General features: G+C 45.1%; 26 protein-coding genes. 7 read left to right on the forward strand and 19 right to left on the reverse strand.

The features are described from left to right. Window positions 1-7: 7 nt before the first annotated feature. Both AR543_RS16110 and AR543_RS16115 read right to left on the reverse strand, forming a co-directional pair. Window positions 8-505, reverse strand: coding sequence for a riboflavin biosynthesis intermediates N-glycosidase (locus AR543_RS16110; RefSeq protein WP_060535467.1), 498 nt, complete (start codon window positions 503-505; stop codon window positions 8-10). Between the two features lie 90 nt (window positions 506-595). Then, complete coding sequence (locus AR543_RS16115; RefSeq protein ID WP_060535468.1) at window positions 596-1,501, reverse strand: NUDIX hydrolase; 906 nt, start codon at window positions 1,499-1,501, stop codon at window positions 596-598. Between the two features lie 383 nt (window positions 1,502-1,884). On the opposite strand from AR543_RS16115, the gene AR543_RS16120 reads away from it, so the two are divergent. Next, the gene (locus tag AR543_RS16120) at window positions 1,885-2,250 is read left to right on the forward strand and encodes a hypothetical protein (RefSeq protein WP_060535469.1); all 366 of its coding nucleotides are present in this window, start codon (window positions 1,885-1,887) and stop codon (window positions 2,248-2,250) included. A gap of 102 nt (window positions 2,251-2,352) precedes the next feature. On the opposite strand, the gene AR543_RS16125 is transcribed toward AR543_RS16120, so the two are convergent. Both AR543_RS16125 and AR543_RS16130 read right to left on the reverse strand, forming a co-directional pair. Beyond that, window positions 2,353-2,685: an antibiotic biosynthesis monooxygenase family protein gene (locus AR543_RS16125; protein WP_060535470.1), complete on the reverse strand. Its 333-nt coding sequence runs from the start codon at window positions 2,683-2,685 to the stop codon at window positions 2,353-2,355. 153 nt (window positions 2,686-2,838) lie between these two features. Then, window positions 2,839-3,975 carry a substrate-binding domain-containing protein gene (locus tag AR543_RS16130; RefSeq protein WP_060535471.1) on the reverse strand — a complete coding sequence of 379 codons (1,137 nt, stop codon included), beginning with the start codon at window positions 3,973-3,975 and terminating at the stop codon, window positions 2,839-2,841. 220 nt (window positions 3,976-4,195) lie between these two features. On the opposite strand from AR543_RS16130, the gene modA reads away from it, so the two are divergent. The 3 genes from modA (at window position 4,196) to AR543_RS16145 (ending at window position 6,901) form a co-directional block, all read left to right on the forward strand. Continuing rightward, window positions 4,196-5,062, forward strand: a complete 867-nt coding sequence (gene modA / locus AR543_RS16135; protein ID WP_082472257.1) for a molybdate ABC transporter substrate-binding protein — start codon at window positions 4,196-4,198, stop codon at window positions 5,060-5,062. Next, window positions 5,059-5,736, forward strand: a complete 678-nt coding sequence (gene modB, locus AR543_RS16140) for a molybdate ABC transporter permease subunit (protein WP_060535472.1) — start codon at window positions 5,059-5,061, stop codon at window positions 5,734-5,736. The genes modA and modB overlap by 4 nt, the downstream gene beginning before the upstream one ends. A 301-nt stretch (window positions 5,737-6,037) precedes the next feature. Then, window positions 6,038-6,901, forward strand: a complete 864-nt coding sequence (locus tag AR543_RS16145; protein ID WP_060535473.1) for a GNAT family N-acetyltransferase — start codon at window positions 6,038-6,040, stop codon at window positions 6,899-6,901. A gap of 384 nt (window positions 6,902-7,285) precedes the next feature. On the opposite strand, the gene AR543_RS16150 is transcribed toward AR543_RS16145, so the two are convergent. From AR543_RS16150 to AR543_RS16175, 7 genes are all read right to left on the reverse strand, one after another. After that, complete coding sequence (locus AR543_RS16150) at window positions 7,286-8,068, reverse strand: hypothetical protein (protein WP_060535474.1); 783 nt, start codon at window positions 8,066-8,068, stop codon at window positions 7,286-7,288. 30 nt (window positions 8,069-8,098) lie between these two features. After that, entirely contained in the window at window positions 8,099-8,551 is a 453-nt protein-coding gene (locus AR543_RS16155; protein ID WP_060535475.1) for a flavodoxin, read from the reverse strand. A gap of 277 nt (window positions 8,552-8,828) precedes the next feature. Beyond that, a complete protein-coding gene (locus AR543_RS16160) occupies window positions 8,829-9,098 on the reverse strand; it encodes a hypothetical protein (protein ID WP_060535476.1) in 270 nt (89 codons plus the stop codon). A gap of 44 nt (window positions 9,099-9,142) precedes the next feature. Continuing rightward, window positions 9,143-9,553, reverse strand: coding sequence for a hypothetical protein (locus AR543_RS16165; RefSeq protein ID WP_060535477.1), 411 nt, complete (start codon window positions 9,551-9,553; stop codon window positions 9,143-9,145). Window positions 9,554-9,649: 96 nt separating this feature from the next. Then, window positions 9,650-10,279 (reverse strand): DUF1906 domain-containing protein, encoded by a 630-nt coding sequence (locus AR543_RS16170; protein WP_060535478.1) that lies wholly within the window; start codon window positions 10,277-10,279, stop codon window positions 9,650-9,652. A gap of 162 nt (window positions 10,280-10,441) precedes the next feature. Next, window positions 10,442-10,582: a hypothetical protein gene (locus AR543_RS24740; protein WP_227871764.1), complete on the reverse strand. Its 141-nt coding sequence runs from the start codon at window positions 10,580-10,582 to the stop codon at window positions 10,442-10,444. Between the two features lie 29 nt (window positions 10,583-10,611). Beyond that, window positions 10,612-10,980, reverse strand: a complete 369-nt coding sequence (locus AR543_RS16175) for a sigma factor-like helix-turn-helix DNA-binding protein (protein WP_060535479.1) — start codon at window positions 10,978-10,980, stop codon at window positions 10,612-10,614. 207 nt (window positions 10,981-11,187) lie between these two features. On the opposite strand from AR543_RS16175, the gene AR543_RS16180 reads away from it, so the two are divergent. Then, window positions 11,188-11,805, forward strand: coding sequence for a hypothetical protein (locus AR543_RS16180; protein ID WP_060535480.1), 618 nt, complete (start codon window positions 11,188-11,190; stop codon window positions 11,803-11,805). A gap of 254 nt (window positions 11,806-12,059) precedes the next feature. Here AR543_RS16180 and AR543_RS16185 read toward each other — a convergent pair whose 3' ends face one another. After that, window positions 12,060-12,704, reverse strand: a complete 645-nt coding sequence (locus AR543_RS16185) for a response regulator transcription factor (RefSeq protein WP_060535481.1) — start codon at window positions 12,702-12,704, stop codon at window positions 12,060-12,062. After that, window positions 12,697-13,554: a sensor histidine kinase gene (locus tag AR543_RS16190; RefSeq protein ID WP_060535482.1), complete on the reverse strand. Its 858-nt coding sequence runs from the start codon at window positions 13,552-13,554 to the stop codon at window positions 12,697-12,699. Before AR543_RS16190 ends, AR543_RS16185 begins: the two co-directional genes overlap by 8 nt. 530 nt (window positions 13,555-14,084) lie before the next feature. Here AR543_RS16190 and AR543_RS16200 point away from each other — a divergent pair. Continuing rightward, the gene (locus AR543_RS16200) at window positions 14,085-14,948 is read left to right on the forward strand and encodes a class I SAM-dependent methyltransferase (RefSeq protein WP_060535484.1); all 864 of its coding nucleotides are present in this window, start codon (window positions 14,085-14,087) and stop codon (window positions 14,946-14,948) included. A 6-nt stretch (window positions 14,949-14,954) separates the two neighbouring features. Then, on the forward strand, window positions 14,955-15,680 hold the full coding sequence (locus AR543_RS16205) for an RluA family pseudouridine synthase (protein ID WP_060535485.1): 726 nt from the start codon (window positions 14,955-14,957) through the stop codon (window positions 15,678-15,680). 242 nt (window positions 15,681-15,922) lie between these two features. Here the strand turns inward: AR543_RS16205 and gyrA are convergent, their stop codons facing one another. The 6 genes from gyrA to AR543_RS16235 form a co-directional block, all read right to left on the reverse strand. Then, on the reverse strand, window positions 15,923-18,385 hold the full coding sequence (gene gyrA, locus AR543_RS16210) for a DNA gyrase subunit A (RefSeq protein ID WP_060535486.1): 2,463 nt from the start codon (window positions 18,383-18,385) through the stop codon (window positions 15,923-15,925). A 165-nt stretch (window positions 18,386-18,550) separates the two neighbouring features. After that, on the reverse strand, window positions 18,551-20,326 hold the full coding sequence (locus AR543_RS16215) for an AIPR family protein (protein WP_060535487.1): 1,776 nt from the start codon (window positions 20,324-20,326) through the stop codon (window positions 18,551-18,553). Window positions 20,327-20,425: 99 nt separating this feature from the next. Beyond that, complete coding sequence (gene parE / locus AR543_RS16220; protein WP_060535488.1) at window positions 20,426-22,411, reverse strand: DNA topoisomerase IV subunit B; 1,986 nt, start codon at window positions 22,409-22,411, stop codon at window positions 20,426-20,428. A gap of 328 nt (window positions 22,412-22,739) precedes the next feature. Further along, window positions 22,740-23,156: a DUF7674 family protein gene (locus AR543_RS16225; protein WP_060535489.1), complete on the reverse strand. Its 417-nt coding sequence runs from the start codon at window positions 23,154-23,156 to the stop codon at window positions 22,740-22,742. 229 nt (window positions 23,157-23,385) lie between these two features. Further along, a complete protein-coding gene (locus AR543_RS16230; protein ID WP_060535490.1) occupies window positions 23,386-24,375 on the reverse strand; it encodes an ABC transporter permease in 990 nt (329 codons plus the stop codon). Next, window positions 24,368-25,378 (reverse strand): ABC transporter ATP-binding protein, encoded by a 1,011-nt coding sequence (locus tag AR543_RS16235; RefSeq protein ID WP_060535491.1) that lies wholly within the window; start codon window positions 25,376-25,378, stop codon window positions 24,368-24,370. The genes AR543_RS16230 and AR543_RS16235 overlap by 8 nt, the downstream gene beginning before the upstream one ends. Window positions 25,379-25,436 lie beyond the last annotated feature (58 nt).

The raw sequence follows: 25,436 nt of genomic DNA on the forward strand, positions 1-25,436 counted from the left end.
GCTATTGTTATTTTTGGTGATCAGACAGCAATTGTTCCCTTAGCTCGGTAAGCACTTCTCCCAGCCAGTTGGTGCCTCGCCAGGTGCTGCGATTATGGACACGGGGGTCTTCTTCAGCCAGTCCAATTCCCCAGATGCGATCGGTAGGGCTAGCTTCTACTAATGTGGTTCCCTTAGTCGCCAGTAGAGCCTCCAGCAGTTCTTTATTTTGTGTGAATTTGGCATGGTTGCCTTCGTATACGATCTGTCTGGCATGCTCATCCCATACCTTTTTATCAAAATGCTGTACCTGACGGCCCAGCTGCTTTTGCTGCCTTGGATGTTTGGCAGACCGAATTTTGTCTGCTATTTCCTTATCCCCAAACAGCATTGCTTTACCGTACATCATATACTGCTCGGCACTATCAAATGTATACTCTCCCACTACAAAAACAGCCGGATACCACTGCGAGAATGGTGACTCACTCCGGTAAAAAAACGTAAATTTCTCCTTTGGTTTGCTCATTCTTATCCCTCTTTCCTACATTCATCTGTCTTCTATCTTCTATATATGTTCTGTAAATATTCCTGTTCTGTCGCTCACCCTTGAACGATCTTATGCGTCTTCCCATTCCGGGCGGAAACGATACAGCTGGGAAGGTCGATGTCCTGCGTCACGGGTATATTCATTGGTAGCCATTACACGCGGAGCGATTTTGCGCCGGAAAGCCGGTGCCAGTAGCTCACGATCCAGAATGGTCTCGTATACCTGTTGTAATGCTGACAGGGTAAATAGCGGCGGCATCAGATTAAATACGATATCCGTATATTCTATTTTACTGCGCAGCCGTTCTACTCCATAAGCAATCATTTTGGCATGGTCAAAACCAATCCCTTCACTTTGCAGCACTTCCCATTCCACACCGGTAATAGTGCCACAATATGTACGGGTTACCTTCACTACTCCGGACAGCTCGATATCCTGATGACGGAGATGAATATGCACTTCCTTTTCCAGACGGCAGCCATCCGGCAGATGCGTCTTGGTCTCCTGCATAATCCGATAATTCAGCTCGAACCAACGTGCATCCTGGGCATCTTCTCCAGCACGTACCTGCTGTGTCGAGGAATCGACCAATGCCATATACGAAGTGCTGATCACCCGTGTACGAGGGTCCCGTTCCACCTCTCCCCACGTATACAATTGTTCCATATAAATCTCGTTCAGCCCTGTTTCGCTTCGCAGTTCACGCGCTGCCGCCTCGTCCAGGCTCTCTTTCATGCCAACAAATCCTCCGGGTAATGCCCACTGTCCCATAAAAGGATGTTCACCGCGCTGGATAAGCAGCAGTTGAAGCGACTTATCCGGGAGCTTGCGGTAGTTATCCTGTTCCTGATCTGTAATCGTAAAAATCAGCATATCCGCAGTAACCGAAGGGCGTTCATATATACCTGCATCGTATTGGTCGAGAAACTGCTGTTCGGTAAGCCCCTGATGATCCAGTGAATAACGATCACTCATCCGTATACCTCCATTTATATTAAAAATAATCACACATTCAGAATTAACTTTCTTATCTATATAACTATTTAACAAATTGTTATTAACATAAAGTTAATATATCAAACAACGAATTTAAATGTCAACGATTTGTGGATAAAGCTTGAAATATAGCCGTTAGAAGAGAGATAATAGAAGAAGGAAATGTTATTAGGCCTGCCTGTGAGTAAAGACAAGCATCAGAATCAGATTTCAAACCCAATTATACTTTCCAATTTTTAGTAGGCTCGGTTATGACTAAAGAGTAATATAACCTGACGCTTTTGCCGATATAAATAGTGCAAGACAGCCAGTTAGCAGATCGGATAGAGACATCAAGCAATTCCCGGATAAGGAGAGATGAAATGAGAGTTAACCCTATTGAGGCTGTACGACGTATTACAGCCGAAGTGGCAGCCTATACCCGTCAGATTCTGGTTCGTCGCGAACAGAAACAGACGGAGCGCTCCGAACAGCAGATCACGCAGACTCAGGATAAAGCAATCAACTTTGATCAATTTCTGGAAAAAGTACCGGCAGTTCAGCCAGTCAAACCTGGTTACGTACAGCAGATAAACCGTCCCGAACCGATCGGATTCAAAGTGCCGGCATTTACTGCAGAAGCGTCAACGGCTTCTTCGCAGAGGTTGTCCAGTGCCCAAAAAGCGTATGAATTATCTATGATCGACCAAAATATGACCACAATCGAACCGTTTGATTCACGCGCCTAAGTCCAGCCCTCTGAACAATAACAGGAGATAATACAAAAAGCACCTTTTCCGAAAAACCGGGAAAGGTGCTTTTTGCATGCTGCATTGTTTGGTATTATCCGATTAGACAGTAGGCTCTGCCGCGCCTTTGACTGCTTTTACATCATACCGTGCATGAGTAACATTCAGTACGTATTCTGGTTTGGGTTGACCGGCATTTTGACGGTGTCCCTGAATATGGGCATCGCTTTTCTCCCAGTTTTTCCAGGCTTCCTCGGATTCCCAACGGAACAGAATAACTACTTCTTCTTCTCCACGGCGAGTCTGTTTTACCATAATTTCAATATTTATAAAACCTGGCTGCTGCTCGACGAGCGATCCCGGCTTGCTAAAACGTTCAACGATTTTGTCGGAGTTGCCTTCCGTAACAGTCATCGTACGAAGAATAACGAACATATTGTATACCTCCTCATTTGGCTAAAACGAATCTAATCCCGGCTCACTGCTTATCAACAAATCCATGAACACTGAACAGAATAGATTCATTTTAAATGATAAAGATTATCATTGTCAACACAAATGAAGGTTAGCCTACTATTTTTAGCTTGCTTAAAATACGCTCTCATACAAAATCTCTCCAGTACGAGACAAATCATACCCGCCTATCGCCTGCAGCTCCTGCTTGAACTCCACAGATTGCAAAATACGCTTAAGCAGCGCGATCCATTCTGCATTATCCGGCTTGTTGAGTACGACGAGATCGTAGCGCTCTGTTACGAGTGGAATAAATTCTACGCCTACCATAGTGGCTGCCCGTTCACTGCCTACGCCTGCATCCGCCTGCCCTGCAGCAATTCGCGCAGCTACGGCAATATGGGAAGTCTCTTCATTATTGTACCCTCTTACTGTAGACGGACGAATCTTGTGCAGCCGCAGCTGCTCATCCAGCAGCACGCGCGCCCCTGCTCCCTTTTCCCGATTCACGACAGTCAATCCCGGCTGGCTCAGATCACTCCAGCCCTGAATACGGCGAGGGTTGCCCCGCTGTACATAGATTCCGGCCTGCCGAGAAGCCAGATTGATCAGGGTAAACGGACAGGACACCAATATTTTGCGTATATAGGGCAGATTGTATTCTCCACTGTCTCCATCAAACAAGTGCGTACTGACAATATCCGAATTGCCCATATACATCGAGACCAGACTGTCCATACTTCCGGCAAAAGATCGGAGCGGACGGTAGCGGTTATCTTTTTCCATGTAACGCGCCAGTAGATCCAGGCTTGTATCCTGCCCTGTAATAACAATCGTCTGATTATTGATCGGTGGAGGCACAGCTTCCTGGGTTACCGGTTGCATGGTACCGGTATTGCGAAGAATCTCTTCGGGACGTGCATAAGCGGCATGGACAAATTCCGGAGATACTGCGGAAGGGTCCGTATGAAGTGGATTGGCAGCTGGCATTACCCCACTTTTGCCAGGCTGCAAAGCCCGATCCGATGAAGCAGGTCCCGGCTGCACGCCGCTTTGAAGATCCCGGATATTGATTGCGTTATTATTTTCTCGTATCATGCCATTTTTGGCACGTTGTTTGTAGGTCTCCAGATCATAATGATCTACACGCATCTGCTTGCCAACCCGGTAGGCAGGCAAATCTCCTTTTTTGATCAGATCATAGACCGTTAATTTGGATACTTTTAACAGTCTGGCAATCTCTTCCGTGGTATATGACACCTGTTCATCCATAGGTGGTTCCTCCCTGTATCGCTTACAAGATACGTTCATCTTACCTGCGGAGACTGCAGATTGCAATTCGGAAAAACGATATATTCTTCGATTTTTCGATATCATTCGTTATATTTAGATATAAGTAGTGATATTTAGTACAGTTTAGTTTATATTGATTGTATTACGATAAGATAAAATATGGATCATAACTATCTATTTTCCCCAAGGAGGAACTGTAATGTCATTCCTACATAAGAATAAGGCTGATAAGCCGCGCATGATGAAATATCATCTGCCTATCCTGATGATTCTGCTTGTTGCCGCCCTGACTGCCTGCTCTTCCGGCAGCCCGGCAGACTCAAACAGCAGCAAACAGCAGGGCGGCTGGGCTTCCAGTGGTACAACCGAATTGACAGTCTCGGCAGCAGCCAGCCTCACAGACAGTCTGCAGGAGATTCAAAACAGGTACGAACAGAAATTCCCCAATGTCAAATTGACTTTTAACTTTGCCGCTTCCGGTACACTGCAAAAGCAAATTGAACAGGGAGCACCGGCAGACCTGTTCCTGTCAGCAGGCAGCAAGCAGATGCAGGCTCTTGTCAAACAGAAACTGATCGATCCCGATCATCAGACCAATCTGTTGACCAACGAGCTGGTGCTGGTTGTACCTAAAGATAGTACGGATATTCCAGCTTCTATACAGGATTTGCAAAAGTCTACGGTCAAACGCCTGGCGATCGGTACACCTGAATCGGTACCTGCCGGCATGTATGCCCAGCAGTCCCTGCAGGCAGCCAAACTGTGGGACACGCTGCAATCCCGTATCGTACAGACCAAGGATGTGAAGCAGGTACTCTCGTATGTAGAGACCGGCAATGCAGATGCAGGCTTTGTCTACAAAACGGATGCTCTGGAATCCGATGGTGTGAAGATCGCTTTTACAGCCGATCCCAACAGCCACGATCCTATTGTATATCCGGCAGGCGTGCTGGCCGGTACCACTCATCGTGAGGAAGCTGCCCAGTTCTACGCCTATCTGCAGACAGATGAAGCCCAGGCTGTATTTGAGAAATATGGTTTCAGCAGAGTAGTCAGCGGCTCATGAGTGATATCTGGTCCTGGGAGGCGATAGGTTTTCCGGTTATGCTGTCGCTGCGGATCGCCTGCATCTCGGGTATTGTTTCTTTTGCAGCAGCGGTGTGGGTGGCAACCTGGATGAATCGTTATACCTTTCGCGGGAAAATCCTGGTGGAGACAGTGTTTATGCTGCCGCTTGTACTGCCTCCCTCTGTCGTTGGTCTGCTGCTGCTGACGATACTCGGCAGACGTAGCTGGATTGGACAGGCTGCCGAGTGGATTACCCGGCAGCCTATTGTTTTCAGCGTTACCGGAGCTGTTATCGCCTCGGCTGTGGTCGCTTTTCCTCTTGTGTATCAGACGCTCAAGACCGGATTCGCGCTGGTTGATCGGGATGTACTGGAATCTTCCCGCTCCCAGGGGGCGAGTGAATTGCAGGTGCTCTGGTATATGGTACTGCCTCTCTCCTGGCGTTCACTTGTGACGGGATTTGTACTCGGCTTTGCAAGGGCACTCGGGGAGTTTGGAGCTACATTAATGGTTGCGGGCAATATTCCGGGCAAGACACAGACGCTGCCGACAGCTATTTATTTCGCGGTGGATGCCGGTCATATGGAGCTCGCCTGGAGCCTGACCATCATTACAATTTTGATTTCTTTTATCCTGCTTTTATTAACCGGAAAAATCCGTGGTACTGATTGATCAGGCTGCGGATTTTTTGCTATTTATGGATAGGTATGAGCTTTGGAAGGTGCAGTAGTTAAGAAGATGAATAGTATAGTTTGATGAATAAATTGGAAAGAAATGTAGCTTTACCTAGTCCTTTCTTTATATAATTGAATTACTATCCGTTTGTACAGCGGCTAATTAACAGGGTATACCTACGTATACATATCCAGTGAAAGACAGATGATCGGTGTTCATTTTTATAAGGAATTGGGAATTGAATACATGATCCAACCTCCGGTAATCTGTCTGGCTCAAAAGAGGGGACATCCAAATCATGCTAAAACTTCGTCAATTATCAGATATTTCCGAGCTTCAGGTAGTATGCGAGAAATATGAACAGATCATGCTGAAGCTTAATTGGGACATGCTCAAAAATCGTACTCCAGGCAGCACGGAAGACTTTTTCCATTATGATCAGGACCGGCTGGTAGCTTATTTGGCTGTTTACCAATTTGGTCCCAATATTGAAGTATGCGGTATGACACATCCTGATTATCGTCGTCAGGGCCTATTCACGAAGCTCTGGCAGCAGGCTGCAGACAGTGGTGTCTTTTCCGGAGCCCATCACGTACTGCTGAATGTCCCCCGTGCTTCTGCTTCCGGACAGAACTGGATTCATACCATCCGCACATCGCTCAAAAGCGTAGAATATACGATGAAACTGGACGAACATGGGTCGCTGCTTGATCCTGTTGTGCATGAGATTGCTTCCCTGCGGCTATTCCGAGAGGAAGATGCTCCCCTATGGGCACGTCTTGATGCCGATGCATTCGATATTCCGGAATCCTCCACGATGACTGCCCTATCGAACCCTCATGGTCCCCTATCCAAAATTATGCATGTCATTGAACACCAGGGGTTGGCAGCCGGCAAAATCGAAGTCAGTCGCGAGGATAAACAGAGCTGGATATACGGATTTGCGATTGATCCTGCTCTTCGCGGGCATGGCCTCGGACGCAGTGCGCTGCGCCAGATCGCTGCTGAAGAAAAAAGACTCGGACAGGAAGTATGGCTTAATGTAGTCGCAGATAATAACCGGGCGCTTCATTTGTACGAATCCTGCGGATTTGTGCATCAGGATATTCAGGATTATTATGAATATCAGGGAATCCCTATGCGATCTGCAGCGCAGGTATAACCAGATATAGACAGCGGATAACTGCCGCTGTCTTTTTTGTTTTCCGTCTGATCCTTCCCTGTGCACAAGACTCCATTCTCTACTCATCACAAATTCCGATAAAGATATAGAATGACTGTATTCCTTATGGATAGACTGTTGTTTATTAGGTTATGTCTTATCTGGATATACGAAAAAGCGTTGATCGCTGTTATGGAGGTCCGGTCCATAACAGGATCAACGCTTTTTCTCAGAACGGCTGAACATTCCGTACATGACTGGGACAGAAGGCTCAACCGTCCTGTTTCCCCTGTAACAGGGAAGCCGTATGTTCCTGTAGTGCATTTATGTGAAAAGATAACAGCATCAAAATGATGGGGGATTTTGATACGTCTCCTTTTTCACCTACATCAGGCTCCAATGTGGAGCAAGGTATGCCATACCAGCGTTCGTCCCGCAGCTGGTGCAAGAACGATTTCCGCCCGGTACGGCATGGCGGAGCAAATGAAGATAATCGATGGAAGCACGATACTGATCGGCATGAGGTACATGCTGTCTGACTGTGCCTTCCATAAGGTTGAACAATTCTATCCGCTCCGGCATAACACCGAAAGCCGCTTGGCAAAACACGGAAGACAGATGAATAAACGCTTCTGCCAGCTGAGGCTCATGCTCAAGAAAGAACTTCTGGACAATCAGGCTCTTGTGTCCGGATGGTTCTGCATCCGGTTGCGCTGTTGTCCAGGGAACCTGCCAGGCCGCCTGCAAAATCAGGGACAGCTCTGTACCTAATTCCGGCACCATAACCTGATGCTGCTCGTACAGTATTACCGGGTGAGCAGCCGAATGATTGAGCGGCAGCATTTCGGTAAGACGCTGTGTGAGCAGATCCTTTAGATCCCAGTAATGCTGCTCGCTCTCAAAGTATTGAGGGCGCCTGGGCCAGCGGTAATCCAGCAGTTCTCCCATATGGGCGATTTCGCGCAGTTCCGGCTGCAGACTGTAGTAGCGATTGATCGCATGTCCTACAGCATATTGTGCCTGCTGTTTCCAGTTTGGCTTTTGCTGCCGATGGCGCGGTGTTCGTTCTGTGCGAATCTCAGTGGTATAGGTTCTTCTCAGCCAATCTTCCAGCTGATAGTCCCGAATTACGGCATTATCGTCGGTCAATGTCGCAGGGTCAGTCATTATGTGTTCACCATCTTCCGTACACTTCACTTATACAAGGCTAACCGCCGTGCTGGCAAATTGTTTGCCGAAGCTGCGGCATGTTTCTTTGTCTTCAGCAGAAGGATTAAGTTCGATCTTCAGGCTCTCCTGCACAATCTCGGCTCCGCGTTCTCTGAGCTTGTCGGTCAGCAGATCTACTGCCGCTGCATATTGATCGTAGGCAGTATCTCCACTGCCAAATACAGCTGCTTTTTTACCATTCAGATCCAGATTGTCCATATCTTCATAGAAATCGAGGAATTCATCCGGCAGCTCGCCATCTCCCCATGTATAAGCACCAAGCATTACAGCATCATATTCAAGCAGAATGTCTGCATCCACATCCATGGACTGCTTCAGTTCCGCAACTCCACCTGCGGATGTAATGCCCTCTGCAATAAGGTCTGCCATCTCTTCGGTATTGCCTGTCATACTGGCAAAAACGATTAATATTTTTGGCATATATATCCTCCTGTTGTGCGTTGTTTCTCTCACTTCTTTTCTCTGACAACATCATAATTGATAATGATTATCATTGTCAACTTTTTATTTAAATTTGTTTTTTATTTTTTTGATTTTCCTATCTGATCGACTCCATAATTCCTTTTACTACGCGGTTTTTTGGCCATTTATCGTGCTGCGGATTATATAGTTAAGCCATGTATATATAACAAGAAACGCCGAAATATGCTCCGGCGTTTCTCAATTGGATGGATATGAATCTCAATGAGTGAATGATTTACAAATGTCCGATTCCCAAGATAGTTACGTTCTCTCCCTCAAGGAACATCTGCACTCTCTCTTTTCTGCCAATCACGAGTTCCCATTGATTTTCAGCGGCACCTCGTATTTTTTTGATTTCAATATGCTCTAATCTGGCTGCCTGGATCGCTCCATATTCAACTACCTGTTTGCGCCAGCGATCACATTTATCCTGTTCTGCTTTCTGAAGAGATTCAAAGTCTGCATCAAATTGATTTTCATCGGCATATATCAACGTATAGGGCATCCGCATAGACCACCTTTCCATAATATTGTTGTAATAAACCGTTGTTAGGAGTATATAGGCCACACATAAAATTTATACCCCGTGCTGGTCGGCAGCTGTGCATGTGTACTATTCTGAAAATCATAATAGTACATCCCACCCATCGCTTTCTGGGCAGCGACCATATGTCCAACGTCCTGATCACTTGCATAACCCACACAAAATTTCTGATTATCACCAAACTGCAGCATCGCTCGTTCAGCTTCTTCCAGAGTTGCAAACCGCTCATAGCTGCCATCCGACATTTTCATCGTCACCAGCATGGCGGAGATCGCTTCGCTATCATGTGGGGGACCATCCATATAACCGGTTTGCTCGAAAACCTGATAGGGAGTAAGCGCTGGGATGTGAAGGCCGGCAATGGTACAGAGTGTACAATTTTGATCGGGAATGGTTTCCGGGTTTTTCTCATGCATCTTCTTTTCCTCCTCAACTCATTATGATTGACAGCCTGTACGGAGACATTTTGCTGATTATGCTGTCTACTTATAATGGAATCGAGGAGCCATTATTTACAAAGGAATACTAAAAGATCCGTAGCTGCCGACAGCTTCATCCAGATCGATCGAAAGACCATGAAAGCTGCCGCTGCCCGTCTGTCTAATATTCCAGCCTGTAAATGTCCGGGAATGCGTCCAACCTGATGATTCTGCCAGCCAGGTGTAATGAATACCGGGGATATGCTGAATCGCATACTCACATGTAAGGCCCGAACCGTAGATACCTATCTTGTACGCATCGCCTCGTGCCTTGAATGTACTTACCAGAGTTTGCATATATTGATGAATACCGTGGCTGAGATCCGCTACAGATGCATCATAATCGATAGTGAAATAAATCGCTGATCCCACTGGCTGATGAATTACATTTCTGGCATAGTCATAAGCACTTTTAGCATCCTCACGGCCTGATAATTCCGTAAAATAACCGGATGTAGTCGGATATCCATTTTCCCATACCGCGACTATTTTTATTCCTCCCCTGCTTAGTACCTCAGCTTCTTCCAATGTCAGATTTTTCTCGGGACGATTAACATTATAATATCTGCCTACAAAAGCATATCCTTGCTTGTGAAAATTATCCACTTCATGGATGCAGGATTGTGTGGTATCCAGTCCTTTTACTGTTTGTTCGACACTCATGTTATTCAGCTCCTTTGTTTTTTGTAAAATTAAACAGGAGTTCGCCGCCCTATCAAGAATAATATGAACAGGTACCGGATAGATCTCCTCTCTACCAAAGAGGAGTGTACCTAACAAGTTGCCGCTTGTTAAGTCTGTCTCAAAGAGTACAGATACTCAATCTTAGGATTGGGACTCTGTGCTTTTTATTTTACGAATTACATATTCCAGCAAATCAGTCTGCAAGGCCTGCATGATCTCCTCTTCGGGCAGCCGAATATACCGGCTGAGTTTTTGCATATCCTGCTGAAAATAGGCGATCAACCGCTCCTGGCTTCCTTCCTCTGCCTGTACTATAGCTGCGCATATTTCAGCAAATTCTTTTTGCTCCTTAGTTCCTGCAGCGCTTTGTTTTTCCACCTGTTCACCGCCTGCTGGGTCAGATTGAGTTGCTCTGCCACCTGTTTCTCCGACAGATCTTGCACATACAGCTTTTGAATAATTAGCCTGGCTTTTGATGAGGAAATATGGCTGAGTGCATACTGAATAAACTCATCTTCGCATAACTGCTGCAATTGACTGCACGCACTATCGACTTCGTTGTAATCCTCTGCCCACTCGCACTCTCGCTTGATATGTGCTCTTGTCTTGCTCTGCAGACGCCATGCACTTCGTTTGAGCTCGACCAGACATTCCTCATAAGTACACAACACAGGATTCATTTGATATCACCTCCTTTGCTGCCATTTACTTGCAGTATAGATTAGCTCCAATTATACGAAGCGAAATTTCCATATTCAACCAATTTATTTTTGGAAATCGTTTGTAAATCAAGGTCTGTCGATTCCATTCTATATAGGAGCGACAAATCGCTTCTGAACAGTGATAGCGGCCGCTATTCCAAAAAAACATATCCGGGAGGAATATCTATGGGACAGCAATATGAAGTGGTTTTTATCAATAATTCATCCAACGCGGGACATGCCTGTTTGTATCAGACGCTGCCAAAGCAAAGCAGCTCCTCTTCGATTCAATCACTTGCCTGGTTGACCGAAGGTGCTCACAGCAACACCAAAGTCCGCTTCGACTGGTCGGTTGATTATTGCTTTGTCTGGTCGGAGACAGGTACGTTGAAGCCCGGCGTTATCTTTGATGCTTCTCAGACGATTGATGTTCCTTCCCTGCAAAGCAGCAACAGCATTACTCTTTCCCGTGATCAATATGGCTTCTTTTTTCAGGCTCCTGTAAAAGGGGTAGCCGGTCAACTGACGATGGCTTTTGATGAAACCGTCCCTTCCTCTCTCGGTGCGGCAGGAGTAGGCATGTCCGGAGCGGGAACCTTTATTATTCCCACCCAGCCCAATTATGAAGAAATTTTCACTCCCCATCCGGAATACTGGATCACTTTCGGCAACTACACTCAGGGTCAGGTCATGAATATAGAAGGGATTACACACACACAGCAGATTGATTTCCCGGCTAATGTGTATTCCATGACGGCAACACTGAATGCAGACAATTCCTGGACTCTTAGTCCAACCGAGTAATTACCGTATTACACACTGCTGCTTATGATGGGGCCGCCTTTTTACTAGGTGGCCTTTTTTATGCATGATTTTATAAATACCAGCAGCCAGGGTGCCCGGGATTGGCTGTATCTCTTTTATACAGGATGGTAGAGTCATTCTTATAGTGATTGCTGTCATTCGTTATGTAATATAATTCCATGACTGTCATGTCATCAAACGCTGTGCAAAACCGGTCTATAGAGACCGGTCAAGTGGCGTCAGGAAGTCTGAAGTTATTTGGCCTGCAGATACATGAGTGCACTCATGCGATCATTCACGCCCATTTTGGCATAAATAATACTGATGTAGTTACGCACAGTTCCACTATGAATATACAGCTGCTGGGCAATCTGCTTATTGGTAAGCCCCTTTCTCATAAGCGTGATAATCTCCTGTTCCCGCCTTGTAAAATCAGCGAACTGACCGAAAGCGGTTCGGTCAGTCTCTATTAATTGCCGATTTATCATTTCTGCCAGCTGAATAGCGACAGCTGCCGGCATCGTAAACTGTCCGGCTGTCACACTGCGAATCGTCTGAATCAATAGACGGCTGTCCATATCCTTGAGTAGATAACCATTGGCTCCGCTTCTCATACCTTCCATAATATATTGCTCATCCATAAAGGTGGAGAGCAGCAGCACAATCACATCGGGATGATGCTGTTTGATTTTACGGGCGCAGCATATTCCATCCATAACCGGCATCTGAATATCCAGCAGCACAATATCAGGCTCGTTCCGGTGTACCATTTCCCAGGCTTCCTGGCCGTTCGCAGCTGTATTCACGACGATGATGTCTTCTTCCAATTCCAGTATGGTCTTTAGCCCTTCCCTCATCAGCGTCTGATCATCCGCCACCAGCAATTTCAGCTCATTCATAAGCTTCTCCCGCTGCATTACATATCGGCATCTGAATAAACAGTTGGGTCCAGTCGGGAGTGTTCGAACACAAATTAAGCGTCCCCCCTCCATCTTCGACCCGCTGCTGTAATGTACTTAATCCAAACCCAAAATGAACCTTAGATGGGCAGCTGCCTTTATTGGCAAGTTTGAATACGATCTGCTCGTTCTGCTGATGCAGCCAAAACCGGAAACAGCCGCTGCGTCCATGCCGGATTCCGTTCGTAATTCCTTCCTGCAGCGCCTGACAGATCAATTTCTGCTGGGAATAAGCAAGCTCCGGGAGAGATCCGACGGCACAATCAATCTCAATAGAAGTGTGTTTATAAATATTATTAATAATGAGGGCAATTTCGGAGGTTAGATTCATCGAGGGAGTCTGACTGGCCATATGATGAATAAATCGCCGAATCTCCTCGATTCCGTGCCGGATCAGTTCCTGAGAAGATTCGAGCTTTTCGCGTGTCACAGTTGGATTGATATCCAGCAGCTTTTGGGCTATGTCCAGCTGGATCACGGAAATAGTCAGTGTATGACTGACAACATTATGAATATCCCTTGCAATGCGACGTCGTTCTTCGGTTAGCAGCTGCTCGGTGATCCATTGCTCAGTCAATAATGTGCTAGGATATTGCACTGGAGATGTACAATAATGAAAATCTGCCTGTTTATTAGGGAAACTGTGCGAAGAAGCAGACAAACCAAGCGGAATGGTCTGTTCGTCTATCGCTGCATGCGGTATGACAGGAATGTCTGCGTATTTCTTCTGTGAACGCTGATTTTGTTTTGTTTTGCAATGCAGTGCCGATCCAACGTTGGCTGATTTCATTGTAACGCTCCTCCCTCGTATCATTTTCAGGGAAACAGAATATAAGCATGTCCACAAACAGCGAAAGCATCCGAACCGATACTCTTGATTATGAATGGATGATCGCTCTGTAAATGATGCTAAGATCTATGCATTGATCTTCGATGTCTCTCTGTTTCTCTCCATCCCTCCTTCTTTTCTTGCCAACAGAATTATCCATTAAAGGATAATAAATCCTGTTTATATTTATTATATCGCTGTTCTGAGCAAAATATGCAGGTATCTCCATCATGGACCGGTCTCTTTCTGCTTCGTATTTATCTGCTTATCCGGCTGTCCAAACTGAAACATCTGTAGCGCCTATCCTGCTATTGTTGTACAATAAAATGCGGTAAACCTATTTGACGAGCGGGTTATTATTGTCTATTTTCGTGTTTCTGCAGCCAATATTCACAGCTGTCGAGAAACGATGTTTCCTGTTTACAGAATAAACAGCTTTTTGTACAGCTTACCCGGGCTCTGAAAGAAATAAATCATAAGGATGGTTATACATGTATATTGCAGATCAATGGAAAGATTATGAATTAATCGATACCGGTGATGGAGAGCGTCTGGAGCGTTGGGGAGAAATTCTGCTGCGTCGTCCCGATCCACAGATCATCTGGCCCAAAAAATCCGATGATCCACGCTGGAATCAGGTACACGGTCATTATCACCGCAGTTCCTCCGGTGGTGGCGAATGGGAATGGAAACGCAAAATTCCGGAAAAATGGGATCTTGGTTACCAGCAGTTGAAATTCCATATCAAACCAACCAACTTCAAGCATACCGGTCTGTTCCCGGAGCAGGCAGCCAACTGGAGCTGGATGATGGACAAAATCCGCAATGCCGGACGTCCAATCTCTGTGCTTAACCTATTTGCCTATACAGGCGGAGCAACCGTAGCCGCTTCTTCGGCAGGCGCGGAAGTAGTACATGTCGATGCAGCCAAAGGCATGGTCCAGTGGGCCAAAGAAAATCATCAATTATCCGGTATCGGCGATCGTCCTGTACGCTTTATTACTGATGACGTATTCAAGTTTGTACAGCGTGAACAACGCCGCGGCAACAAATATGACGCTATTATTATGGACCCTCCTTCCTACGGACGCGGACCGGGTGGAGAAATGTGGAAGCTGGAACAGAGCCTGTATCCATTCCTCGAATCCTGCATGAGCATTATGTCCGATCAACCGTTGTTCCTGCTAATCAACTCGTATACTACAGGTCTGGCTCCAACCGTATTGTCCAATATCCTGAGCATGACGATGAAGCAGCGTTACGGCGGTACCATTTCTTCCGGAGAGATCGGTCTGCCGATTACCAATTCGGGGATGACTCTTCCATGCGGTATTCTGGGCCGCTGGGAAAGCTGATCAGGTATGAGCACATCGAACACATCTATTCCAGTTTTATTCGAGGATAATCATGTACTGGCTGTAGTCAAACCGGTGAATATACCTTCTCAGGAAGACAACACTGGTGACCCTGATATGCTGACCCTGCTCAAAGCGGATCTCAAGCAGCGGCATAATAAACCAGGCAATGTATTTCTGGGTCTGGTTCATCGGCTGGATCGTCCAGTTGGTGGCGCAATGGTGTTTGCCAAAACGTCCAAAGCCGCTTCCCGCTTGTCCGAGACGGTACGCAGCCGCAGTATGATCAAGCAGTATGCTGCTGTTGTACGCGGTGTACCTGCGCGTACACAGGGTACTTTAAAAGACACGCTGCTCAAGGATTCACGCACCAATACAGTTGCGGTCGTGAAACCGGGAACAGCCGGTGGCAAAGAGGCTGTACTGGATTATGAAGTTATCGCCAGTACAGGAGAGCTCTCGCTTGTACTGATTCATCTGCATACCGGACGTTCGCATCAGATTCGTGTACAGATGGCCCATAGCGGTCATCCGCTGTATGGTGATCAGAAATATGGTGCCGAGGTAAACAGCAAAGGCGAGCAACTGGCACTCTGGTCGGTATGCACAGGTATACCGCATCCGGTCTCCAAAGAAATGATGACATTTGTCTCGCTGCCTCCGCGTACACGTCCATGGACCCAATGGAATGAAGCGGTATATGAACAGATTCGAGTTCAGCTTGGTGAGTAATCCGCCTGGTGAATCGAGATAAATTTCACATAATAAATGAGTTTATAAAATAAACAAGTTTATAGAACAATCTAAAAAAAGCTTTTCCACATGTATTCTCGGGGTAGTCAAAGAATACAGGGAAAAGCTTTTTTGGTTATTTGTATTTAGTATTTAGTATTTAGTATCTAATGTTTAGTATTTAGTGCTTATTGCTCGTTTAGTGCTTATTGCTCGTTATGGGTTACTGTCATTTTGATCGATTACTTACTGGCAGCAGATGATGATAAGTCTTCCAATACAGTAATAATCGTATCATTTTTGTCGAGTGTTACAATCGATTTGCCGATATGTCGGCGTTCATCAGTCTGCAAAGCAAGCTTGCTGTTAAATGGAATTGTACGATTTGGCGGTACGATCGCTATAAAGGATCGATTATCTTTGCAGACAAAGGCGGCAATAATCCGATTGCCATTCGGCTTCACACGTTTGCCTTCTTTGAGTTCAAAGGTTGATACTCCCTTGCCTCCGCGGCTCTGTGTCTGGTACTGCAGCATAGATGTACGTTTGGCATAACCTAGATCCGTCATGACCATCAGCTGCCCATCTTCTTCCCCATCTACCCACAGTGAAATAGCTACCTCATCATTGTCCATCAGTTGAATACCACGTACTCCGGTAGATACTCTGCCCATTGGACTGACTTCCTCCGCACGGAAGCGGATACTCATCCCGTTACGTGTAATCAGCATCAGATCACGTGCCTGATCGCCACGGCTGACCGATATTACTTCGTCGCCTTCACCCAGCTTGCAGGCAGCTACAGCGCCGGAGCGCTTGGTTGCATAATCTTTCACTTCGGTACGTTTGACCTGTCCGCGCTTGGTGACAAATACGAGACTACCTGTCTCTTCTTCCAGATTGCGTACCGGAATAATATCAACTATCCGATCTTCCCTGGTCATCGAAATTACATTGACAATGGCTGTACCAGTCTCTTTCCATTTGAAATCCGGAATCTGATGCACCGGCAGCAAGAAATACTGACCGCGCTGCGTGAAGATCAGCAAACTGTCCAGCGTATTGACATCGATCACCTGACGAATAAAGTCATCTTCTCTCGCTCCCGAACCGCTGCGCTCTGCTCCCGATCGGTTGAATGACATCATGCTCGTACGCTTGATGTAACCGCCATTGGACAGCGTAACCAGCACGTCTTCCGAATTTACCATAACTTCCAGATTGACTTTCAGTTCTTCTACTTCATAACGGATTTCGGAGCGACGCTCGATTCCGTATTTATCATAGCTTTCCATCAATTCTTTTTTGATGACACCGATCAGCTTTTTGTCGCTGTCCAGAATCGATTGGAGATTTTTGATTTTTTTCTGGATATCACTCAGTTCTTTTTCGACCTGATTAATTTCCAGATTGGTTAGACGATACAATTGCAAGCTGAGAATCGCATCGGCCTGACGCTCGGTCAACCCGAACATCCACTGTAGATTCTGATGGGCATCCTGACGGTTTTTGGATGCTTTGATCGCTGAGATCACTTCATCCAGAATATTCAGTGCTTTGGCGAGACCTTCCAGTACATGCGCACGATCTTCCAGTTTATCCAGATCATAGCGTGTACGGCGGGTTACCACTTCACGCTGGTGAGCGATATACGCCTGCAAGATACTTTTTAGACCGAGCTGCTGCGGGGCCTTGTTGACGATAGCTACCATATTAAAGTTATAAGCTACCTGCAGATCTGTTTTTTTGAGCAGATACGCCAGTATGCCTTCGGCATCGGCATCTTTTTTCAGTTCCACTACAATACGCAGACCATCCCGTCCGCTCTCGTCGCGTACTTCGGCGATACCTTCTACTTTTTTCTCCAGGCGGATATTTTCCATAGCTGTTACCAGACGTACCTTGACCACCTGGTATGGAATCTCGGTAATAACAATCTGCTGCTTGCCGCCGCGCATGGTCTCGATTTCTGTTTTGGAGCGTACATAGATACGTCCTTTACCCGTTTCGTAGGCATCACGAATACCGCTGCCGCCCATAATAATGCCACCGGTCGGGAAATCCGGACCTTTGACATAATTCATCAGTTCGTCCAGCTCCATCGATGGATTCTCCATCAGAGCGATACAAGCTTCGATTACTTCACGCAGGCTGTGCGGTGGAATCTCGGTCGCAAAACCGGAAGAAATACCACTGACTCCATTAACCAGCAGATTCGGATAACGAGCCGGCAGAACGGTTGGTTCCTTGGTCGTATTATCGAAATTATCTTTGAACTGTACTGTATTACGGTCTATATCACGCAGAATCTCCATGGCAATAGAAGATAAACGTGCTTCAGTATAACGCATTGCTGCTGCTGGATCATCATCGGGAGAACCCCAGTTACCATGACCATCAACCAGCGTATGTCCCATTTTCCATGGCTGTGCCATACGTACCATGCCATCATAGATAGAAGAATCACCGTGCGGGTGATAGTTACCCATCACATCACCGACGGTTTTAGCGGATTTGCGATAGCCTTTTTCCGGTGTATTGCCGGATTCGTACATTGCATAGAGAATACGGCGCTGTACCGGTTTTAGTCCATCCCGTACATCGGGAATCGCGCGATCCTGGATAATATATTTGGAATAACGACCAAATCGGTCTCCGACGACTTCTTCAAGAAACGCCGGCATGTACTGTTCATTTGTAGCCATCCGTTCACCTTACCTTCCAGCCGCAGCCGGATTATTTTATCAAACCTGAATCAAATAGAAATAGCCATTCGTGCAAAAAGGAATGAAAACCCTTATTGTATATAGGTAGTTTTCATTCCTAATAGTAAAATTCTAAAATGAAGGTGCTCTAAATATATTTAAAATTTATTGTCCACTACTTGCTATTAAATACTGTCTTAATTTATCTGTAGTCTCTTTTCTCTCAAATAATTTTCGATCATTTAAATCCAATTGTTGTATTACGATCATATTATTTATCTGTTCAATTGCCGCTAGAATAACTGAATTAGACTCATTTTCAGTATTAATTCTCTTTTCAACTTCAAGTGCTAATTTTTTCATATCCCTTGAATTAAATGAATGATGAGTATGAGTTAATTTTTCATCTATTTCTAACATATATTTAGCAGCCATCAAGATATGCCATTTTGCTCTAGAAAACTTTTTGTAGTCTTTTTGTTTTCTAAAGAAGGTTTCCACACGGTATAGCATTAATGCACTAACATAGTATGGTTCTGGAAAATCTTCTTTTTTGAAAATATTTCCTTTTACTTTTCTTGCTACTGTACCATAATGTCCTGAAACTCCATGAGGATTATCCATAAACATGGAGGTGACAGCTTTTATTTGCTTAGGAATATTAATAATCTTAGATTGTTGATATTGAGAATTCCTGTATTGATTTGATCTTCTTTCATAATATATATTTATGTCTCTTTTAATATTGGGCAATTTTTCTACCAAATCGTTTTTAGAATTGTAGAATTCTTCAAGCATTTTATGAAAGCTACTTAAGGAATCCAATTGTTCAGGTTTTAAGCCCGTTTGACTATTTGTAGCAGTAACAATTTCGTTTTTAGTATCTTCATCTGTTGTAGCAATAATTCTAATAGGAATAGAGATGTTCTTTTCCTCAATTTCTTTATAGTTATCAAAAATAACATTACTAGTTTGGCAGCCATTTACAATTTGGTAATTAACAAGATTAAATGTTTCTCCTACTGGTTTAATATCATCTGCTACTACAGTAACTCCATTGTTTAAGAGACCAAATAATTGAGATTCTTCATTCAAAAGTCTTTCTTTCATACTATTGTTAACATCATTATTATCCACACCTAAATAATCTCTAATATTGTCTTCAAATACATTTTTGATTCCCGCAGTAGATCTATCATAAAGTAAGTTCATATATTGTTGAATATCCACTAATCCAAAGTATGCAGACGTAACTTTTTCGCCTTTATAAGAAAAAGTTACATTTTTAGGAAATAAAAAGGAAGCTTCTAAATCAGCATCTATCTTACGATATAACTTTTGTATTTCCTTTACTCCTAGAGGGTAAAATTCGATTACATCTGATAAATATCCGGTATTATTTAACCGTTTTTTTCCTCGATTGATACTCTCGTGTATATCTTTACTTAATTCGGTAGTTGTAGATGAGGTTGCATAGTACATTAGACAATTCGGATTTTCTTTTTTAAATAATTTTGAATTTTTATAAATAATATTCTTTATTTCCCAAAATTTTTCCAATTCTTTTATTGAACATTTTTCCTCAGTGATAAATTCTTCAACTATATTTATAAAATAATTAACTTTAGAATCATTAAAGCTCGAAGAAGTTTTGGCCTGAACAAATATAAAATCTACTGAAAATTTATTTTTATTTAAAATAATTTCTTCGATGTCTTCTTCATTTAATATAAGTTTATTATTAACAAGGATAGCTATTCCATCAATTCCTTTGGAAGTCCCAGTTTCCATTTCTTGAAAATTTCTTTCTGAATCAATGACATGATTATTTAAAACACAATAATTTATAAATTGTTCAAATAAATTGTCTTCATTTTCTTCTTCAAGTTCAAATTTTTCTTTAAATTGATGCAAAAAATTTTTGACAATTATATTTTCCATATAAATCACCTTTCTGGCATCTTATATATAAATATTAATTATTATTGCTGTACTTCTGTGCATAACTTTTTAATGTAATTTAATCTGATTATTGACTAATCACTCTTCGTATTCTGTAAAATCGACATTTTCGACGATCCAGCGTTTGCGTGGATCTACCTTGTCACCCATGAGCGTCGATACACGGCGCTCTGCCTTCGCTGCATCTTCGATCTGTACCTGCAGCAGTGTACGGCTCTCCGGATTCATGGTCGTTTCCCACAGCTGCTCCGGATTCATCTCACCCAGACCTTTGTAACGCTGCAGCTCTACATTGCGTCCAAATTCCTTGAGCGATTTTTCCAATTGCTCATCGGTCCAAGCATAACGTTCATTGGTCTTTTTGCCGGAACGCTGAGTAATCTTGAACAATGGCGGCTGAGCGATATAGATACGTCCCTGATCAATCAGCGGCTTCATGTACCGGTAAAAGAACGTCAGCAGCAGCACCTGAATATGCGCTCCGTCCGTATCGGCATCGGTCATGATAATGATTTTGGAATAATTGCTGTCTTCGATCGCAAATTCGGGGCCGATACCGGCGCCAATCGCCGATGTAATCGCCCGGTATTCCTCATTCTTCATAACGTCTGCCAGCTTGGATTTCTCCGGATTCATCGGTTTACCCTTGAGCGGCAAAATCGCCTGAATCTTGGAGTCCCGTCCCTGCTTGGCTGAACCACCGGCAGAATCACCTTCGACGATAAACAGCTCGTTACGTGAAAAGTCCTTGGACTGTGCCGGACTCAGCTTGCCGTTCAGGTTAGAACTCTCGCTGCGTTTGCGGCCGGTACGCATATCATCACGTGCCTTGCGTGCAGCTTCGCGTGCTCTAGAAGCTTGTATGGCCTTTTTGATCAGTTTCTGGCTGACCTGCGGGTTCTCTTCAAGAAAACGCTGCATGCTTTCTGCTACGACTGCATCCACGGCTCCACGTGCAGAAGAACTGCCGAGCTGATCCTTGGTCTGACCGACAAATTCCACTTCGGCCATCTTGACGCTGATTACAGCCATCATGCCTTCGCGCAGATCGCCGCCTTCCAGATTCTTTTCCTTTTCTTTGAGCATGGCGTTTTTGCGGGCGTAATCATTCAGCACACGCGTGTATGCTGTCTTGAATCCGGTCTCGTGCGTACCGCCTCCGCGTGTAGGAATCGAATTGACAAAGGATGCGATCGTCTCGGTATAACCTGCATTATACTGCAGCGCAATCTCTACCTCGATATCATCACGTTCTGCATTGAAGTGAATCACATCATGCAGTACATCCTTGCCTTCGTTCAGATATTCCACAAACTGGCTGGCGCCGCCTTCGTAATAAAAACGATCGGCTTTGTCATTACGCTCATCGCTCAGTAGAATCTCCAGACCCGAGTTCAGGAAAGCGATCTCCTGCAGACGCTCGGACAGCGTATCATAGTTTAGGGCAATACCGTTTTGGAATACCCGGATATCCGGCTTGAAGGTCACTTTGGTGCCGGTAATTTTGGTTTTACCGATCACTTCAAGGCCGGTTGCCGGTTCTCCGACATGCTCTTTGCCTTTTTTGTCTACCCAGTATTCAAACCGCTGGCGGTGAATAGCGCCATCACGGTAGATTTCCACTTCCAGCCATTCGGACAGTGCATTGGTAACCGACGCACCTACACCGTGCAGACCGCCGGATTTTTTGTATCCCCCGCCGCCGAATTTACCGCCGGCATGCAAAATGGTAAATACGACCTGAGGCGTTGGAATGCCGCTTTTGTGCATTCCCGTCGGAATTCCCCGGCCGTTATCGTATACGGTTACGGAACCGTCTTTGTTTAGGCTAATCTCAATTTTGTCGCAATGCTTTGCAAGATGCTCGTCGACTGCATTGTCCACAATCTCCCAGACAAGATGATGCAGTCCAGACGAACTTGTACTACCGATATACATCCCCGGACGCTTCCGTACGGCAACAAGCCCTTCGAGCACCTGAATGTCGTCAGCATCATACCCTGTAGCTGGCGGATTAACGCCATCCCGGGATGAATTTGTAAGTGAATCGATCTGTTCGACCATTCATGGCCCCCCTTTATTTATTGCAATCATGCTTCGTGCTGCTCAACCTACGCTTTAGTAGTATAATGGTTTGTCCAACATTACGCCATAGCCAGCCGAACAATCGTTTTCGGTATCAGAAAGGATCATTATACCACTCCCGTCAATCCGCCGCTCTCCATCACTATACCCTATTACGTAAGTCTATCACCGATTACATTTTACATTAAATGTAATTTATAAACACGCTGTTCGCTTATAATGCAAACACATGTTTCCATTTCTTTATTTATTCTAAATCAAACTATGCTTTTCGTAAAGAAAATGTTGTAAATAAAACGGATGATAATCACCAGTGTATACTTTTATAGTAGGCAGCAATTTCAGCTGATACATATTGGAACAGCACCTTTTCTGCTGTCTTGCTACCCATCAGTGCTTCAAAAATACAGCAGTTCAGTATATCTCTTGTCCGTTCATCGGAATCTTGAAACAGCTCCTCCACGAATTGAAAAATGCGCCGAAGCTCCTGCTCAAGTCGTCTTCTGTCCGTATAGGCACTTTTGATTATCTGTATATGGAGACTGTCCTCTATTTCTGATCCGTGTGTTGCCAAATGAATAACAGCCTGTACAAAGGAGCCGAATCCTCCATATCGTACATAGACCAGATCATCATCCAGTTCATATACATGATCAAACACGGGGAAGCGGTCTTCTAACCTTGCCAACATCAGATGCTCCCATTCTTCCTGTAGGTGTGTCATTATTATGATCTTCTCTCTTTCTTTTATAAAATAGCACTATAGATATTACCACTATATGACACAAGCCTGCTCGCAGATGCGTGGGCATCGTATCGAGACAGGCTTGTTTATTGGATCGATTATAAAATAGTACGCCGCCGATTATCCCTTAATCAGCCCTAGCGTTTGCATGATACAGGAAAGGGACACATGAAGACATTCAACAAAAAAGACAGGTTCAACAGCTATCCTAATTCATTACATCCCTTTTTGTAAATACGGCAAATGATACAACCAGCGAAACAGCTGCCCAAATACCGAGCACAGCCAATGAGAACGGCAGGGTCATGCCATCTATCGGCGCAGGACTGCCTGACAGGTAATTGGTCAGACCCAGATTAACCATAAACAAATACTTGGCGCTGCTCCAGGAAGAAGCCATGTTGGTCAGAATCGTCCCGGCAATCAGTGCCGCCATCATAATAACAATACTGGCTGCCGTACTGCGTACCAGTACAGACACCATAAAAGCAAGCAGTCCGACAGTCAAACCGACAAACCAGATCAATCCCATCTGCATCAGGATAAATTGCCATTGATCCACTGCATGTACTGTCGCCATATCCACTCCTGCCTCGCTTGGCTGGAAGCCGGTAAATACAGGAATAGTAAAGCCGGAGTAGCCAAATGCAAGTCCCGATATCACATAGCAGATAATAAAGGTGGATACGACGATCAGCGAGACAAACATGGTCAGCGTAATCAGCTTGCTGAGCAGGATTTTCCATCGTCGTACCGGTCTGGTAAGCAGCATCTTGATGGTACCACCGGTTCGCTCCCCGGATACCAGATCCGAAGCGATCGTCATAATCAGCAGCGGTATAAACAGACTGCTAGAGTTGTCTAGGAATTCGCGGGTAAAGGTAACGCCGCCCGGTTCATTCGGATTTACATCATTTTGTAAGTAGTACTGCATCTGCTGGATAAAGATGCGGCGGTATTTTTTCCATTCTTCCGGCACCCGGTCACTGCCGAGCGAGTTCTGGTTATCGGTAATCGCCTGCTGCAGCTCGGTGCGCCAGTCATCGCCAAACTTGGTGCGATTTTCCTGCGCCTGGCGCATCTGCGCATAAGTAAACATCGGTACCAGTACAAGCAGCACGAGCAGGATGACATAAAACCGCTTTTTCTTGATAATTTTGATTGTCTCATTCTGTACAAGCGGCCAGATGCTATTCAATCGTCTCACCCTCCGTAATGCCGAGGAACAGCTGCTCCAGGGTAGGATTTAATTTGCGTACATTATGAATCTGTATATTGGCGCTGACCAGAGCCTGTATAGTCGTCGATATATGTTCTTCCGGTGTACGGGTAATCATACTGTTCAGCTTCAGCGATGCCGCTGTATCGTTGTCCAGATGCGCAGATTCCAGATCCAGCACCGTAACATCCGGCAATTCTTCGAGAATGCGTGCTCCCTGTTCAGCCGGTTCCAGTTCCCAGATAACGAGATGTTCCCTGTCTTCTACCAGTTCGTTTACACTGCCTACTGCTATTACCTTGCCATTGCCTACAATAGCAACACGGTCACACAGTAGCTGAATCTCGCTGAGTAAATGACTGGATACAAATACAGCCATCCCCTGGGCAGCCAGCTCCCGGATAAACAAGCGCATATCGCGGATTCCTTTGGGATCGAGTCCATTGGTAGGCTCATCCAGAATAAGCAGTCTCGGTCTGCCGAGCAGCGCCTGGGCTATTCCGAGACGCTGACGCATTCCCAGTGAGTATTTGCTTACTTTATCGTGAATCCGCTCATCGAGACGTACGATTTCGGTCACTTCCTGAATACGCTGTTCGTCTACCCCAGGCTGCATGCGGGCAAAATGCTGCAGGTTTTCCCAGCCGGTCAGATAGGGATACATCTCCGGATTCTCGACAATTGAGCCTACATAGGCCAGTGCCTTTTCCGGTTGACGGGTTACATCGTATCCGCAGATTGTAATTTGCCCTTCGGTCGGACGGATCAGATTGACCAGCATGCGGATCGTGGTCGTTTTGCCTGCTCCATTGGGACCGAGAAATCCAAAAATTTCGCCTGCCCGTACATTAAAAGTCACATCTTTGATAATCCAGCGCTTGCCGATCTTTTTCTTTACTTTTATAGCGGATAGTACAATCTCTGAATCGGTCTGCTCTTCACGGGCAGACGAAGCATTTATGTCCGAATTGGATATATTCATCAGTTGATCTTCCCTCCTATAGCCTGTACTCGTATAACATTGAGAAAATACTGCATCA

It is taken from the genome of Paenibacillus bovis (assembly GCF_001421015.2).
Lineage (GTDB): Bacteria > Bacillota > Bacilli > Paenibacillales > Paenibacillaceae > Saccharibacillus > Saccharibacillus bovis.